This is a genomic window from Paenibacillus oralis (assembly GCF_003863965.1).
Lineage (GTDB): Bacteria > Bacillota > Bacilli > Paenibacillales > Paenibacillaceae > Fontibacillus > Fontibacillus oralis.
Genome location: NZ_RRCN01000001.1, coordinates 3,932,296 through 3,948,860 on the forward strand (window position 1 = coordinate 3,932,296; position 16,565 = coordinate 3,948,860).

General features: G+C 49.2%; 13 protein-coding genes. 11 read left to right on the forward strand and 2 right to left on the reverse strand.

What is annotated here, in order from left to right; translation table 11 throughout:
• The first annotated feature begins 6 nt into the window (after positions 1-6).
• The 4 genes from EHV15_RS17630 (at position 7) to EHV15_RS17645 (ending at position 3,426) form a co-directional block, all read left to right on the forward strand.
• A complete protein-coding gene (locus EHV15_RS17630) occupies positions 7-450 on the forward strand; it encodes a DUF2059 domain-containing protein (protein ID WP_128632350.1) in 444 nt (147 codons plus the stop codon).
• A 317-nt stretch (positions 451-767) separates the two neighbouring features.
• On the forward strand, positions 768-1,349 hold the full coding sequence (locus tag EHV15_RS17635) for an RNA polymerase sigma factor (protein ID WP_342774008.1): 582 nt from the start codon (positions 768-770) through the stop codon (positions 1,347-1,349).
• Positions 1,324-2,403, forward strand: a complete 1,080-nt coding sequence (locus EHV15_RS17640) for a hypothetical protein (RefSeq protein WP_128632351.1) — start codon at positions 1,324-1,326, stop codon at positions 2,401-2,403. Before EHV15_RS17635 ends, EHV15_RS17640 begins: the two co-directional genes overlap by 26 nt.
• Before the next feature lie 18 nt (positions 2,404-2,421).
• Positions 2,422-3,426, forward strand: a complete 1,005-nt coding sequence (locus tag EHV15_RS17645) for a hypothetical protein (protein ID WP_128632352.1) — start codon at positions 2,422-2,424, stop codon at positions 3,424-3,426.
• Between the two features lie 40 nt (positions 3,427-3,466).
• Here the strand turns inward: EHV15_RS17645 and EHV15_RS17650 are convergent, their stop codons facing one another.
• Positions 3,467-4,357, reverse strand: coding sequence for an AraC family transcriptional regulator (locus EHV15_RS17650; protein ID WP_128632353.1), 891 nt, complete (start codon positions 4,355-4,357; stop codon positions 3,467-3,469).
• A gap of 156 nt (positions 4,358-4,513) precedes the next feature.
• On the opposite strand from EHV15_RS17650, the gene EHV15_RS17655 reads away from it, so the two are divergent.
• From EHV15_RS17655 to EHV15_RS17685, 7 genes are all read left to right on the forward strand, one after another.
• A complete protein-coding gene (locus tag EHV15_RS17655; RefSeq protein WP_128632354.1) occupies positions 4,514-5,665 on the forward strand; it encodes a glycoside hydrolase family protein in 1,152 nt (383 codons plus the stop codon).
• Positions 5,666-5,696: 31 nt separating this feature from the next.
• Positions 5,697-7,292: a glycoside hydrolase family 43 protein gene (locus EHV15_RS17660; RefSeq protein ID WP_128632355.1), complete on the forward strand. Its 1,596-nt coding sequence runs from the start codon at positions 5,697-5,699 to the stop codon at positions 7,290-7,292.
• Between the two features lie 252 nt (positions 7,293-7,544).
• A complete protein-coding gene (locus EHV15_RS17665) occupies positions 7,545-9,677 on the forward strand; it encodes a helix-turn-helix domain-containing protein (protein WP_128632356.1) in 2,133 nt (710 codons plus the stop codon).
• A gap of 159 nt (positions 9,678-9,836) precedes the next feature.
• Positions 9,837-10,820, forward strand: coding sequence for an ABC transporter permease (locus EHV15_RS17670; RefSeq protein WP_128632357.1), 984 nt, complete (start codon positions 9,837-9,839; stop codon positions 10,818-10,820).
• 30 nt (positions 10,821-10,850) lie between these two features.
• Positions 10,851-11,723 (forward strand): carbohydrate ABC transporter permease, encoded by an 873-nt coding sequence (locus tag EHV15_RS17675; RefSeq protein ID WP_128632358.1) that lies wholly within the window; start codon positions 10,851-10,853, stop codon positions 11,721-11,723.
• A gap of 50 nt (positions 11,724-11,773) precedes the next feature.
• On the forward strand, positions 11,774-13,339 hold the full coding sequence (locus EHV15_RS17680; protein ID WP_128632359.1) for an extracellular solute-binding protein: 1,566 nt from the start codon (positions 11,774-11,776) through the stop codon (positions 13,337-13,339).
• Positions 13,340-13,358: 19 nt separating this feature from the next.
• Entirely contained in the window at positions 13,359-14,843 is a 1,485-nt protein-coding gene (locus EHV15_RS17685) for a glycosyl hydrolase family 28 protein (protein ID WP_246061657.1), read from the forward strand.
• A gap of 38 nt (positions 14,844-14,881) precedes the next feature.
• On the opposite strand, the gene EHV15_RS17690 is transcribed toward EHV15_RS17685, so the two are convergent.
• Positions 14,882-16,552, reverse strand: a complete 1,671-nt coding sequence (locus EHV15_RS17690) for an RICIN domain-containing protein (protein WP_246061658.1) — start codon at positions 16,550-16,552, stop codon at positions 14,882-14,884.
• Between the last annotated feature and the right edge of the window lie 13 nt (positions 16,553-16,565).

A 16,565-nucleotide genomic window follows, 5' to 3' on the forward strand; every position in this document is an offset into this window, starting at 1 on the left:
AGAACGATGAAAAAGATCGCATTCGCTTGTTTCATCATCTGTGTCATGCTGCTCGCGGGATGCAGCGGCGCGAAGGCCGACGAAAGCCCGCGCCAAACATTGGAACGGTATATGCAGGCCATCGCCGAAAAGGACGCCGAACAATTGGTCGCGTTATACGGCGGCAGCTACGAGGGGCTTATCCATTTATTCCCCGATACCGACCCTGATCACAAACAGCAATTATTTGAGCAATATATGAAGCTGCTGCCCGATATTTCGCTGAAGGAAATCATCGCCGAGGCCGAGGAAAGCGAGGGCTTGTATAAGTTTACGGTAACGTTCCAGCTTGAGGACGGAACCTTGTTCGAGACAAGGGAATTCGATACTGTCACGAACCAATTTACGTATACGGTGATAAAAACGGACGGCGGGCTGAAGGTGATGGAGCTTCCTCCGTACCAAGCTTAGCGTTCCCATCGTTTTATGAAAAATTTTCGCTGATCCGCAGCCGGTGACGTTCCAAAAAGCAAGGAGTCGGTTTATTATCATATCGAAGCCGTAAATCCGATCAGCAAAAACCAATTGATCAAACTGGCCAAAGCGTATGTGAAATAAACCGTTCCTTTTTAGATAGGACGGTTCAAACTCTCCCCATTTATCAAATTCAAATCCTAATCTCTAAACCACCCGAGGTTTTTTGAGATTGGGATTTTTTTTGGATCCGATTGTCACAAAATGAAAGGTATCGGTGTTATAGAGGCAAAAATTCAAGGAGGTGAACAAATTTGGATGGGCCACACTCTGAAGTCCATGTAGACCCGAAGGAGATTGAAATGCTGGTTAGGAGAACGAAATTGGGAGATAAGCAGGCTTATGCTGAAATTATTCAGCGCTTTGAGAAGCCGATTTACATTTATTGTTACCATATTCTCAGAAGCAGGGAGGAGGCGGAAGATGCGCTGCAGGAAATATTAATTAAAGCCTATGAGCAGATCCAACAGTATCGTCCAACCGTATCCTTCTCAGCATGGCTGTATAAGATTGCTTATAACTACAGTTTAAATCAAATCCGAGGCAAAAAGCGATGGCACCGATTTTTGACACGGTACAAGCACGAGCGTCTCTCGTGTCAGAATACAGAAAGTCAAGTATTACTAGAGGATTTGTTGAGTTCGCTGACTGAGGAGGAGAAACATATTTTACTGCTGCGGGCGATTCATCGGTATAGCTTCAACGAAATTAGCGAGATCATGAGCATCAAATCGGCAACCGTTCGTAAGAAATACGAACGTCTTCGTAGAAAGCTATCGGAAGAGGATAGAAATGAAGGAGGAGAAGCGAATGCGGCGATTGCAAAATCAACCTAAAAAGCTGGGTCTAAACCAAGCGGAACAAATGATTCGGGATACGGAAACGCTGGAGCACAGCTTCAGCGAACAGATTATAAACCGAATAGAGGGAATGAAACAGCGTCCGAACAAACCTCGGTTCTTTAACAAACTGGGGATTACAACTGTTGTATCTGCAGCGGCATTGGCCGCAATTATGCTGGTTGGCGGTTTTCTGTCTCCGGTCATGGCCGAAACGATGAAGAAAATCCCCTTGCTGAACTACATTATCCTGTTTGTAAATGAATTGGGAGCTAAATCCGCGGACAGCGGCGGGATTGGACCACAGGCGGTCCACTTTGATGCAAAGGGCAAAGTGACGTTTCTTGAGCAAAATCTAAGCTATGCGGAGATTGAGGATGAAGATTTCCGGAATCAGTTAACTGCGGCTTGGAATGAAATTTTCCCGGGCGATAGCAATCAGTTAAAGGATGTTAATATTTGGTACTCCGAAAGTTATAATGTTCTTAGAGCGGGGAATGAAACGAAAACCATATACATTATTAACGGCAAGTTGGATTTCGCGGTACAAAAGATTCAAGCGAACGAGGTTCCGGATTCCGTTAAAACAACCGTTGATCGGCTCTTTAAATCCATGGGAAATTTCAAGAACAGCTCGAGCATAGTTGAAATGACTTTAAGGCCAAAGCAGCCGCCGATTTACAATTTTGTGTATGATACGGGGGATGGAGAGGTTTGGATCGATATTGAGCAAGAAACCAACCGTGTTACCCGCGTTTTTGCCGATCCATTGTCGGATCAACTCTATAAAGTCTCAAGTTTGGAGGAGGATATTTCCATTTCCGAAAAAACGAAGGCGCTGGAAACGAATGAACTTGTTAAAACGGCCGTGGAGCAAGCGCGTGAATGGATGAATCTGGACTTATCGGACTATCGTGCTAAGAGAGATCATGCACGGATCGACAAGCTTGTTTTTACTAAAGAAGGTGCTCCGGACGTAACCGCCATGTTCAACTCCCAAGGGTCTTTCTATTACTTTATGATCCAAGGAATTCCCACGAGCAGACCATAGAAAGAAGGAGACGTTAAAATGAAGAAAATATCCCAAATCTTAAGTATAATGCTATTGGCGAGTTTAATGACCAGCCCAATCTCCAATGTCACGGTGCAGGCTGCGAGCGCGCCATCGGAAGAGGTTAAGGAGATTAATTTGGCCGATGTCGACCCGAAGATCGCCGACGCCGTGCAAGCCAAACTCCAAGAATTAACGGGAAATACTTATCCCCTCGGCGCCGTTTTCAAGGGGGATGAGGGGGCGTATGTTTTCAAATTGCAAAAAAGCCAAACCGATCAAGTTATTGTAAATAGTAAAGGGATTGCTGATTTTGTATCCATCGATATAAGTTACGACGAACTTGGCAATGAGCAGTTAAAAAAGCAGTTGGACCAAGCGTGGAGCGAGTTTTTTCCGGATAGCAGCGAACCGTTGGAAAACGTCAATCTTTGGGGCGGCTCTGTTGATGATCTTCGGATGTGGGCTTCCAATCAAGTTGGCACGATTTATTTGGTGCACGGAAAGGTGGACCATGCGCTCCGGCATGTGCAGGATAAGGATATTCCCGCCGACGTTCTAAAAACGGCGGAGAAAACGTTGGCAAGTAGCGGCGGCGGACTTGTCAAGAAGACGCGCACATTGGAGGGGGTAACCCTGAAAGCGGGACAGAAGCCCGTTTATAATTTCCTGTATACCACGAATAAAGGAAACGTATGGATCCATATTGAAGAGGGCACCCTGCAACGGACGGAAGTGAATCTACAGGCATTGTCGGACAAGCTTTTCGAAGTCACAAGCAAAGCGAAAGGCGATGCCATCGACAAAAAGCTGCAATCTTTTAAAACGAATACACTGCTCAAAGCGGCCATCAAAGATGCGAAAGCCATCATGGACCTGGACCTAAGCGGATACAGCGCTAAAAGAGCGAAAAATAGAACCGATACCTTGATTTTCTCCAAAAAAGGAGCCCCGACCGTAACGGGTATGTTCAATTCCAAAGGCTCTTTCTACTACTTTAGAGTAGACAAAGACGAAAAATAGTCTGCTGAAAAGCCGATTCCTGCGGAAGGAATTGGCTTTTTTAATATCTTTCCTGCCGGTATTTTAACGGCGTCGTTCCCACTTCCTTTTTGAACAATCGGATGAAATAAGAGGGATTCGGGATGCCGACCCGTTCTCCAATTTGCTCGACCGAAAGCGAGGTCGTCTGCAATAACCGGCAAGCGGTTTTGATTCTTCGCGCCGTCAGGTACTGCAAAAGGCTGCTTCCCGTCTCCCGCTGAAACAATCGGGATAAGTGAAATTTGGACAAATGCAAGGCTTCGGCGATGTCATCGAGTTTAACGGGCTGGGAATAATGGCCGTCTACCCATTGCATCATTTGTTCGGCGTACGTGAGCTTGCGGGGACGAAGGGCCCGAACGGCCATATCCCGCCGCCCGATCAGAGAAATCCCGTGCAGGAGTTGAAGCAGCAGCAAACAGGAGTCTTCGGAACGGGCCCGGGAGCCGCCCGCGTCAAGCAGCGACTTCTGCTGCATGGCCAGAACCTGCTCCAAGTATTGGATTTCGGCAGCGGCATCCATGGCCGGTTCCAACTCATTCCCTTGCCAAAGCTCCAGGAACCATTTGTATTTTTCCGTAAAGGGCTTCAACGCTTGTTCGTATTCGTAGGGATCAAAATGGATGCCCGACCGCACATAGGGGGACTCCGGGCTTACATCGGCATGTACTTTATGAAGTTGAAAGGGTTGGAAGAAGAACAACATGCCGGGACGGATCGGGTACATTTTGCGATTAACAATGACACTGCCGGAGCCTTCGTGAACGAACAAAATTTCGCAGCATTGATGCCAATGGTAAAATCCAGGGAAATCCGCGGTCGACGCGCTGCGGTATTTCCAGATGATGGCGCTTTTATCAAACGGAACACGTTCAAACAGCTTGTGCATAAACATCACCGACTCTTTCATAGTATTGCCTATTCTTAAGTATACGGTACATATAGCAAGATTTGAACATTATCACGCTGGTTTTGAACAAATTCAGCTTCCGCCGCCCTATATAATGGTTGTATCAATAGAAACGGACGTCAGGCAATCACAGGCGGCAAGGGAGGAAACTTACTGATGTTGATGGGAAAGGAACAAGATTGGTTGGATAGGATGATTGGAAAAATCAAAGCCAAAATGGAGTGGGTCAGCGAAAAGTCGAAACATAAGATTCCTTATACAACATACAACGGTACCCACGACGACCGGAACGCGGAGAATCCGTCCTGCACGGCAACCGATGGGATCAACTGGTGGACGAACGGCTTTTGGGGCGGCATGATGTGGTTGATGTACCACGAGACCGGCAACGTTAAATACAGGGAGATTGCCGGTGTTTCCGAAGCATTGATGGACCGGTGTTTCCAGGAATACTATGGGCTGCATCACGATGTGGGATTCATGTGGCTGCTAACCAGCGTGGCAAATTATAAAGTTACCGGAAATCCGGAGTCGTGCAAGCGTGCCCTGCATGCCGCCAATTTGCTAGCCGGCCGGTTTAATGTGGCCGGGGAATTCATACGCGCCTGGAACGAAGTGGATGGCCACGATACGAGGGGGTGGGCAATCATCGATTGCATGTTGAACCTTCCCCTGTTGTATTGGGCCACGGAAGAAACCACAGATCCCCGGTTCAAGCAAATTGCCATGAAACACGCGGACACGGCAATGGCCGCATTCGTCAGGCCGGACGGCTCCGTCAACCACATTGTCGAATTTGATCCTTTCCAAGGCGGGGTCGTCAAAACGCATGGAGGCCAGGGCTACGGAGAAGGTTCGTCTTGGACGAGAGGGCAGGCATGGGGATTGTACGGTTTTATGTTGAGCTATATCCATACGGGAAAACAGGAATACCTGGATACCGCCAAACGAATCGGGCATTATTTCATGGCCAATATACCGGCTGACGGCGTCATTCCGGTTGATTTCAGGCAGCCGGAGCAGCCTAAACTGGAAGACGATACGGCTGCGGTAATTGCCGCTTGCGGTTTGATCGAAACGGCCAGGGCGGTGCCCCCTTTAGAGAAACCAGTTTATCTGGAGCGCGCCCTTAAACTGATGAAGGCTGTGGATGCGCGAAGCAATTGGCTGGAGAATTCGGATGCCATCGTGCAAAAAGGTTCTGCCGCCTATCATGCGCCGTACCATCATTATCCTATCATCTACGGTGATTATTACTTGATGGAAGCCGTCTTCAAATTAAAGGGGAACGATTTAAACCTGTGGTGAAGCTGGAGATGAATGAAAAGAGGCGTTCTCTATGACCAAGATTCAAAATCCGATATTAAGGGGCTTTAGTCCGGATCCTTCCATTATTCGCGTGGAAGATGATTATTACATAGCGACTTCTACTTTCGAATGGTTTCCGGGAGTTCAGATTCACCACTCCAGGGATTTGCTGCATTGGGAGCTTATCGCTCATCCGCTTAACCGGATATCCCAGCTTGATTTGAGAGGCGCCGGCGCTTCGCAAGGCGTGTGGGCCCCATGCCTAACTTACGATAACGGGATATTTTATCTGGTGTATACCGTCGTTCATTCATTCTATGTAAATATGTATGACACGCACAATTATCTGGTGACGACGACGGATATCCGCGGGGACTGGTCCGAACCTGTCTTTCTGAACAGCTATGGATTTGACCCTTCGCTTTATCATGATGACGACGGCCGAAAATATATTGTGAGCATGATGACGGATCACCGCGTACAAAAACCGTACAAAGGCCGGCTCGTACTGCAGGAGTACTCCGTAACCGAGCGGAGGATGATCGGGGAGGCGCGAACCATTTTCGCCAGCCGGGATATCTTTCTTGAAGGTCCGCATCTCTACAAACGAAACGGTTACTATTATCTGTTCGCCGCCGATACGGGGACCGGAGAAGGTCACGGACAGTCGATCTTGCGTTCGCGCGAGTTGTATGGTCCCTATGAATATTACGAAGGCAACTCGATCCTGACTTCCAGAAACCATCCCGAGGCGTCTTTGCAGAAGGCCGGTCACGGCGATTTGGCGGAAACGCAAAACGGAGAGTGGTACATGGTGCATCTTTGCGGCCGCCCGCTGAAGAATCGAACAAAAAAAGGGGAGCGTAAATATACTCTGGGCCGAGAAACGGCGATTCAGAAGGTGGAATGGACGGAGGACGGCTGGTTGAGGTTAGCAAGCGGCTCTGTTTTGCCCGAGCTCGAGGTGGAAGGTCCGGCGCTTCCTCCGCATCCTTTTCCGCCCAAGCCGCCAAGGGACGACTTTGACTCGCCGCAGTTGGACATCCGGTTTCAATCGCTCAGAATCCCGTTGGATGAGACTTTCTATTCCCTGTCTGCAAGAAAGGGGTACCTGCGTTTATACGGGAGAGAGGGGCTCGGCTCTAAATATCGTCAAAGCTTAATCGCGCGGCGGTGGCAAGCTTTTGCATTTACAGCAACTACATGTTTGGAATTTGAGCCGACCTTGTTCAAGCAAATGGCCGGTTTGATTTGCCTCTATGACTATCAGAACTATTATTATTTGCATATCACGCATCACGAACAGGTTGGACGTTGCCTTAGCATTTTGTCGGCGATCAATAACAGGTACGACGAACCTGTCGGCTATTTGCCGCTCCCGGAAGACGCCCGGAGAGTCCATTTGCGGGCCGCCGTCAATCACGGTCGATTGCAATTCGCTTATTCCGCAAGTGGCGAAGAAGAGTTTATTTCTATCGGCCCATCCTTCGATGCAAGTACATTATCGGATGAAGCGTGCCAAGAAGGATGGTTTACAGGCGCGTTTGTAGGTATCTGCTGTCAAGACTTGACCGGTTTTGGCAAGGCCGCCGATTTCGATTATTTTGAATATAGAGAAGATGAGTAACAAAAGGCACTGTGACGTAAACGCCGGCATGGATAAAGCTTGACGGCGTTTTATACGTCGTTTTTTTCATGGTGCCGTATTAAAGCTTGTACCGGATGTGCTTTTTAAGATCAACGCATGCTGCTCCCAAACGGTGAGATTTTTTCAAGCTTGATATTAGCCAATAAATGTAAGCGCTTCAAAAGCGGGTTCATCCTAATAAGATCCAGCTGATAAAAGCACCTGAAACAAGCCGAGAAAAGGGGAAGCATAATGAGTAAAACCAATTTCAAAAAAACGATATACAATCATTTGATTCTGTCTTATACGATTCTTTCTGTTATCCTGATCGGCTCTATGGGCGGATACTGGTATGCTCAGGTGAGCAGGATGATGGATCAGGAAATCGTCAAAGACAATATGGCCAGACTTCAGGCGGCGCAAAATTTAATCGAACAGAATTTGTTAAAAAAATATGAGGACAATTTGCAAAACAAGGCTTTGGCTATCGGGTTTATCCAAGACAACAGCAATTTAAATTTGCTTTTGTATAACGGTTGGGAAGGGAATTTAAGCAAAGTTTTTGCATTTAACAATGATTTGCAATTATTTAAAGTAGGCAATTCGGGGATTACGAACGTAAGCGTTTATTTCCCGAGCAATGATTATGTGATTGACGCGGACCGCTTTTATATGCACACGGCAAATGCTCAAGAGGCTCCTTTTTTCTCAAAAATGAACCAAATCCCGTTGAAAAAATGGATTGTACGAGTAAATGCGAATGATGAGCAGGTTTTGAGCTATATCATAAAGCTTCCTTATGATACCCCAATAGCGAAGGCCAAAGGATATTTTGTCATTGATGTGGATGTTCACTATTTAAAAAGCATTATTTCTCCCATGCTGAGTTCCAAAGATGACCGGCTTGTGATTTTGGATGAATCGGGGGCCGTCCTTTTTCAAGTCGGCGGCGAAAATAGCGAGATGACGGAACGTTTGAACGAAATCGTAAAAGCCAGCTTATCTGAAGAAAGAGTGATCGGCGAGCCCGGGGTTCCCGGAATCGCTTCCCGACTTGCATCCAGCCATTCCGATCACAAATGGACTTATATCATGTATCGGCCTGCCTATTCTTTTGAGCTATTCACCGAGCGCTTGAAAAAGGAACTTTTTACGGCCTGCGGAGTCATCGTTATTTTTGGCATATTCATGTCGTTTTTGTTATCCAAACGTCTCTACGTACCCATTAGCGATACGTTTTCGATGATGAGGGAGAAAATCGGCATACTGGAATCACGGGCCAGAAAAACCGAGATGATCAATCTGCTGCTTGGCGTCAGTTTGCGGGCGGAGCCGAAAGAAATATCGCTGCCGGATACGTCCTATTGCGTAGCCTGTATACAGCTTACGAAAGGCGATTCAGAGGGATTGAAGCAATGCTACGAATTATCCCCTGCTCTTCCGGGGGAGTTTATTGCTTTAAATGCCAACGAAGCGGCTATTATTTACTATTTGGCAAGCGGCAAAGTGTTCGATTCATCCGAACTGGTCGATGATCTGAAGGCATTGCAGAGAATTGCCGGGCCTAGAGCAGCCTTTCAGGCCGCCATTGGCCGGCAGGTGCAAAACTTTAAGGACATCCCGGAATCTTATCGGACGGCTCAAGAGACGAAGCGATACCATTTCATCTTTGGCAAAAACACGGTAATTGCCTACGCTTCGACCCAAGCGTTGAATGCGGATCCGCTCTTGTTCCATTTTGAGCATTACAGCAATGCGCTGAAAGCCGGGGATCAACGTGCCGTTAATGAATTTATGGATCACTTTTTAACGGCATTGTTGAACGGGGAGGCTCAAATTGAAGCTGTGGAATTGGCGGTTCTTCAGCTGATTGCCCAACTGTACCAGTGCGTGATTGAGCTGAAATTGCAGCATATGTTGCCGAGTTCCAATCTGACGGAAGAGTTGAAGCAGGATACGCTCCACGGAACGATAGAGAGCATCCGCAAAATGTCCGCACAGATTACCGGGCGGATGAACGCAGGCGGGAATCAGCCGCATGCCGAGGTTGTCCGTACTATGAAGGAGTATATAGCAGAGCATTTGCATGAGGATTTATCGCTGCAGATTTTATCCAGGGAAGTCGCGCTGGCTCCGGCTTATGTTTCGACCCTGTTCAGCGAAGGGACGAAAAGCTCTTTTACCGAATATGTAACCAGGTTAAGACTGGAAAAAGCGGCGGAACTGCTAATCGCTAATCCGCGGCTATCGGTATCGGCCATTGCCGAACAGGTCGGGTACAGGAATGTTCAATACTTTCACAGTAAATTCAAAGCCCGATTCGGCGTGACTCCCGTCCAGTATCGAAGATTGCAGCAGGGATTTAAAGACTTGCAAACTTTGTAACCGAACAATCCCAATGTTTTTAGTGAATAACTTCAAAAGAAATTAGAATAAATCGAATCAAGTTGCAATGGAAAAAGCGCTTCCCAAAAATTAAACTGTGGTTTGTGATGGTCGTATAACCGCTACCCACGATATTGATGGATGAAAGGAGCAACTTGGATGACTTCTTCGCCGGTATCTCCGGATGTTGACGGCAGTAAAGCAGCGATCAGGCGAGAAAAAAGGCCGTCAAAATTTTCGGAAACATGGAAGGGATACAAAAAGTGCAGGTACCTTTTTCTGTTGTTGACTCCGGTCTTGCTGTGGTATGTCGTATTCGCTTACGGGCCGTTATATGGAATTCAGCTGGCTTTTAAAGATTTCAAAATGATCGACGGGGTTTGGAGCAGCCCTTGGGTCGGAGTTAAACATTTTGAATTTTTATTTTTTCAGTCCCCTGATTTTTTCAAAATTTTGCGAAACACCATTATCATTAGTTTTTATCATATTATTTTTGGGTTTCCTGCCCCGATTGTATTGGCGCTTCTGATCAATGAGATCCGCTTGCCGAAATTTAAAAAGATCACCCAATCGCTCACTTACTTGCCGCATTTTTTCTCTTGGGTTATTTTATCGGGCATTTTGATTACCTTGCTTTCGCCGTCCACCGGGGTCGTCAATTACCTGATTCAACTGGCAGGGCTGGAACCGATTTATTTCGTCGGCGACCCCAATTACTTCAGATTTACATTGGTTACATCGGGCATCTGGAAAGAGGTAGGCTGGGGAACGATCATTTATTTGGCGGCGCTTGCGGGAATCTCTCCCGATTTATATGAAGCGGCTGTTATGGATGGGGCCAACCGGTGGAAGCAAACGCTCCATATCACCCTGCCTTCGATCTTGCCGGTCATTGTATTGTTATTTATTTTACGGCTTGGCAGTGTTCTCGACGCCGGTTTTGACCAGGTGTTGAACTTGTATTCGCCAGCTACTTATGAAGTAGCCGATATTCTGGACACTTACGTGTACAGGGTGGGCTTGCAGAATTTCCAATTTAGTTTAACAACGGCGGTAGGGCTGTTCAAAAATGTGGTCGCCTTTTGTTTAGTACTGTTCACTAACTTTATATCCAAGAAGCTGGGACAAGAAGGACTCTTTTGACAGGGCAGTTTCGAAGGGAGCATTTGACTGATGAAACCAACTAAGGGGAGCAACCTATTTCAGGTTTTCTTGATTGCCTTTATGGTGATTCTTTGTATTGTCATGCTGTATCCGTTTGTTCATATGTTGTCGATTTCGCTCAGTACACCGGCGGAAGCTTTAAGAATGGGGATTCACCTGTATCCGCGAGAAATCTCCTTCTATGCTTGGGAGAAGGTGCTGACCAAGGCTGATATCTGGATCGGCTTTGGGAACTCGGTGTTTCGAACCGTGGTAGGCACCGCATGTTCGATCCTGTTTATGTCCATGGGAGCTTATCCGCTGTCCAAAAAATATTTGCCGCACCGTAATTTTTATACCATGTTCATCGTGTTTACGATGTTTTTCGGCGGAGGCTTAATTCCGACCTATCTTTTGATCAAGAACTTGGGGCTGATCGATAACCGGCTCGTTTTCATTCTCCCCGTGCTGGTCAGTACGTTTTCCATGCTTATTTTGCGCAACTTCTTTCAGGCGATCCCCGACGAGCTGGAGGATTCGGCCAAGATCGATGGGGCGAACGATCTGCGCATTCTGTTTCAAATCGTCATGCCGCTTTCGCTTCCGGTTCTGGCCACGCTTTCGTTATGGTCGGCCGTGGGACATTGGAATGCCTGGTTTGACGCGATGATCTACATTCAGGACCCGAACAAGCAAGTATTGACGACTTTCTTGCGCAGAGTGGTGATCACCGGCGAGAATCTTTCCCTTTACGCCACGGGTTCCAATGAAATGATAATAGGCTATCAGGAGCCGATCAAGGCGGCCACTTTAATGTTTACGGCTTTGCCGATCATTGTCATTTATCCTTTTCTGCAAAAGTATTTTGTCCAGGGAACGATGGTTGGTTCGCTCAAAGGCTAATTTGTACGGCTTACTCAAATCCGTTTTAATCAAAAGGGAGGAAAATAAACATGTCTAAGAAAAAAACGTGGCTAACCGGTACAGTAGCTTTATTGTTCGCCGCTTCCTTGATTGCGGGAGGGTGCAGCAAAGGTGGAGGAAATCAGGAGCCGTCCGCCGCTCCGGCCAATTCCGGCGAGGAAGCGCCAATCACCATCTCCTGGGCCAACAACTGGAATTTGCCGGAAGACGATAACAACTACGTACAGCAATTTCTCGAACAAAAATTCAACGTAAAATTTAAAAACGTAAAATTCGAAAATAACACTTGGAAAGAACAGCTTGGGGTCATGCTGGCTTCCGGTGATATTCCGGATGTGCTGGCCGTTGACGGCACCGTGGGAGACATGGTGCAGTGGGCGGACCAAGGCGTCATCGCCAGCATTTCGGTCGATGATATCAAAAAGTATATGCCCAAGTATTCGGCGGATGTGGAGAGCGTCGATCCGAACGCCTGGGATGCCGGAAACTATAACGAAAAAAATTGGGGGGTTCCCAAAGTCTGGTCTTTGGGCGCGACGGGCTTCATTCCCGCTTATAACGGCGAGTGGCTCAAAGCGATCGGATACAACGAGCCGCCTAAAGATTTGATCGAGCTCGAAGACGTCCTGACCAAATTTACGGCAGGCGATCCGGACGGCAACGGGAAAAAGGATACTTACGGCATGTCCGGGCGCGGCAAAGACGCGCAAATGCAAATGTTCAATTCGGTGTTTGCCGCCTTCGGCGTCAATCCGTTCCAGTTTAAATTGAGTGCGGACGGCAAGGTGGAGTACGGCGCGGTCACCGAAGAAGCGCGCAGCGCGTTAAAACTGCTCAACAAATGGTATAAGGCCGGCATTATCGATCCCGAATTTATTACGGACGACAACGGTTCGATTCAGACCAAATTCATCAGCCTCCGCACCGGCATGTTTGATAACGGGATGTGGCACCATCTGTATAAAGACGGCTATTTTGGGGCGGTTGCTGAAGATAAAGGAATCGAGTTGGTTCCGGGCGTTCCGCTTACGGGACCGGACGGCAAGAAGTACGCCATGGCCAATGGGGCATTGCAGCCGCCCCTTTTCTTCGGCGCACAGTTGGAGAAGGATGACCAGAAGCGGCAAAAAATATTGGAAATTCTCGAGTACGTCGCCACCGATCCTGAAGGGTATTTGATAACGGTGTTTGGCAAGGAAGGGGTCAACTATCAGCTTGAAGGCGAATTGGCGGTTGTTGCTGAGGATCCTGAAGAAACGGGCGCGAAAGTGGGAGTAGGCTTTTATAATCCGCTTGGCGGGAAAGTGAAAGCCATGGAGAAATATCATTTTGCCCCGGAGAAGCTCGCTTTCCGAGATCAGCTTACGCAAGTGGACGGCCTTACCGTGCTGACCGATTTGATGCAAGCGACCGTCATGCCGAGCAAAGCGCAATATGAAGCCATTCTTACCACGCTGCAGACGCAATATTACATTAAGGCCATAACCGGGGAAGCCGACACGGATCAAGGGTTTGACGATTTCAAAGCCCAGTGGCTCAAGTCCGGCGGGCAGGCGGAGCTGGACGAAGCTCAAAAAATCGTTGAGGAGCGGTAAGTAAGTGGAGGTGAATTCATTGTTGACGGATCGCTTGTTGAAGGTATACCCGGCCCCGGCGGGGACAGTTGGCAACCCGGATTTTTCCGTACGGGTGCGTACGCCCGGAGGCGCGTGGAATGATTTGTTCAGCTATAACGTGAAGGTGGATATGCACGAAGTCCGCGATGCTTCCATGGTGATGTTTGATTGCGCGGGAACCGTGGAACTGGAAGTGAGTTATCATCGGCGGCCTGTCGTCAGCGCCGTGGTTCGGCCGCTTTCGAACGGTTTGCACTGCGAAATCGGCGGCCGCAGGATTTCTCTGACGCTGGATGGCCCCCGATTGCTGTCGCTGGAGGTTAATGGTGATCGCTTCCACAACCTTCATATTTTCGCCAATCCGATCGATACGGGCCATGAGGCCGTTTCCGGCGGAGAGGTGCTCGTCGTGCAGCCGGGGCTGCATCGCACAGCGGACATTTTGAGCCGGCTTGACGGCCTGAACACGGCGGCGGGAAAGCGGACGGTTGTATTTGGCCCGGGCCTTCACCGGCTGGACGAATCCCGGCTGCCGATCCCGTCCCATACCTCGGTATACATCGCGGGCGGGGCGGTTGTTTACGGCGGTTTGATATGCGATCACGTCGAGGATGTGGCGATTCGGGGCAGAGGCATCCTGTATATGTCCGAGTTCGAGAAGACGACCTATTATCGGGGAGTCGAGGTGACGTTCTCCCGTAATATCCTCATTGAAGGAATCACGGTGATCGATCCCCCGCATTATACGGTCCTCCTCGGACAATCGGAACATATCCGCATCCGCGGTCTCAAAACGTTCAGCGCTCGCGGCTGGTGCGACGGCATCGATATGATGGCTTGCCGACACGTCGAGATCGCGGGCGGATTTTTGCGCACGTCCGACGACTGTGTTGCGGTGTACGCTTCGCGCGGTGAATTTCAAGGCGACACGCGGGATGTCGCGGTGAGCGGTTCGATCTTGTGGGCGGATGTGGCCCACCCGATCAATATAGGCACGCACGGGAATTACGAAAGCGAAGGGGATGTCATTGAAAAGTTGATATTCAGCGATATTGACATGCTGGAGCATCATGAACCGCAGCCGGAGTATTGGGGATGCATGGCCATCAACGCCGGCGATAACAATACGGTGCGGGATGTAACCTTCGAAGATATTCGCATTGAATCCTTTGAATTGGGCGAATTGTTCAATCTTCGGGTGCTGCAAAACAAGAAATACAATCCGGTTCCGGGGAAACGGATCGAACAGGTCCGGTTTAAAAATATTCATTTTAACGGAAGCTGCAATTATCCATCGCATATTGCCGGATATGATGAATCGAGAACTGTTCGGAATATTACCTTTGAGCAGATAACCGTCAACGGTAAACCGTTCGAACTGAAGGAGCCGTATATCATCATCGGAAAACATGTCCATGATGTAAAGGCGCTAGGAGATGACACAGGAAACTTTTATGATGACAACAACCCCCGATATCCATGATATCGGGGGTTGTCGCATAAGCGGTTGCAGGCGAACGTTCACGGTATAGGTTCGAGCCGCCATTGTTGGTGGCTGCCAAGCACATACCGCCATTGCTGGACCGGTGTGCCTTCGGCGGCGGATGCCCCCACCACGTCGGCCGGTTTATTCGAATGTACGGGGGTGATCCGGTAAAACCCGTCGCCGACGGGAAGGAAAGCAAATTTCTGATTGTCCCCGCCATTGCCGCTCCACACTTGAAATTTGGCGCCATGCTCCAGCGAACCGTCCGCTATATCGAGCGAAAGCCCGCTCTCCACATTTTTAATACTGTATTGACCGCCTCCGAGATGGGTTACGGTCCATTGCTGATGAGCTCCTCCGGTATAAGTGGATTTCCGCACTTCCGCGCCGCTCGTTCTGCCGCTTGCTTCCATGGCTTTGCCGTCAAGACGCAAGGTGAAGCGGTAAGTCCCGCCAGGAATATTTCCATCCGGGAGCTTTGCCGTTCCTCCGCTGCCGGCAGGTCGGGTATAGAGCAGCGTGCCAAATCCGAGTTGGTCGAAGGTCGAAGGATATTGCGGATTGGGGCCGCCTTCCGGTCTCGTCCGGGCGGCGCGGGCGGCGATGTTGGGCACGGACAGGCCCTTCCGGTTGGCGTAATGGTTGTAGATCATTTCCCAGATCGGCCGGTATTCATCGCGGTTTTGGCTGGATATTGCCGTATCCGTTTTTACGGCGCCGTTTGTGCCGGAGCCCCATTCATAGGCGGCGAACGGTACGTCGTCCCCGTTGTTGTACTTGGCCACGTATTCGGCGGCGCGCAAAAAGCGGTTGTTGGCCCAGCCGTACAAATCGTCGCCTTGATTCCAGGCCATCTCGTTGATGGTAGCCATCAATCCGATGCCCAGTTGAGTGTGCGCCTGGTCGCGGCTGGACTCCTGCCATTGGGCCAGCCCGTCCGGGTGCAGAAACGGAATCGCATTGTAAATCGAACCGTTGCCGGCGCCGTGTTTGAAATATTCGATGCCGATGTCGTAAATATCGCGGCGGTCGCAAAAAATTCCGATCGCCACGGTGGCCGCCATATTGGCCAAATCCCAGTTCGCCCAGTAATTTTGGATGTACGCGTCGTTATGATCGCGGCCGTATTCGTTGCCAATCAAAAAACGCTCGCTAAGCGGTTTGTAAAATACATCGATCAGCATGTTCTGCATCCGGGCTACGTCAAAACCGGGATAATCCCGCATCAGTTCCGCCGCGTTGGCCATTTGATACCCGCACAGGCCGGAGGCCAAATAACGGTCCGCATTGCCGGAAATGGTCGTCAGCGTGGAGGACCAGGCATTCAGAATGTCGCGGGCCGTATCGCCGTGGGCCTTGCTGCCGCTGATCTTCCAGCGTAAGGCATTCTGATACGCGCGGGCGATATCGTTGGACAACAGAGCCACATTATCGCCGGTTCCGCCGCGTTTAATCGTATCTGTGGCGCGCGGAGTCCAGCCGGCTTGCGAAAGCGGACTGTTGACCAATTGGTTCCAACCGTCCAAATACGGCTGCGTGCCAGCGTTTACCATTTGTTTGATCCGGTCCAAATCCGCCTGGGTGTGCAACAGTCCGGGATGGGCAAAGGCGGCTGGTGCCGCGGCTTCCGTTTTCTGGATGTCCACGCTGCTAAACGGACTTATTAAGAAGCTCAAAACAATGATCATCGTCCAGCATTTTTTCAATGTATAACCTCCC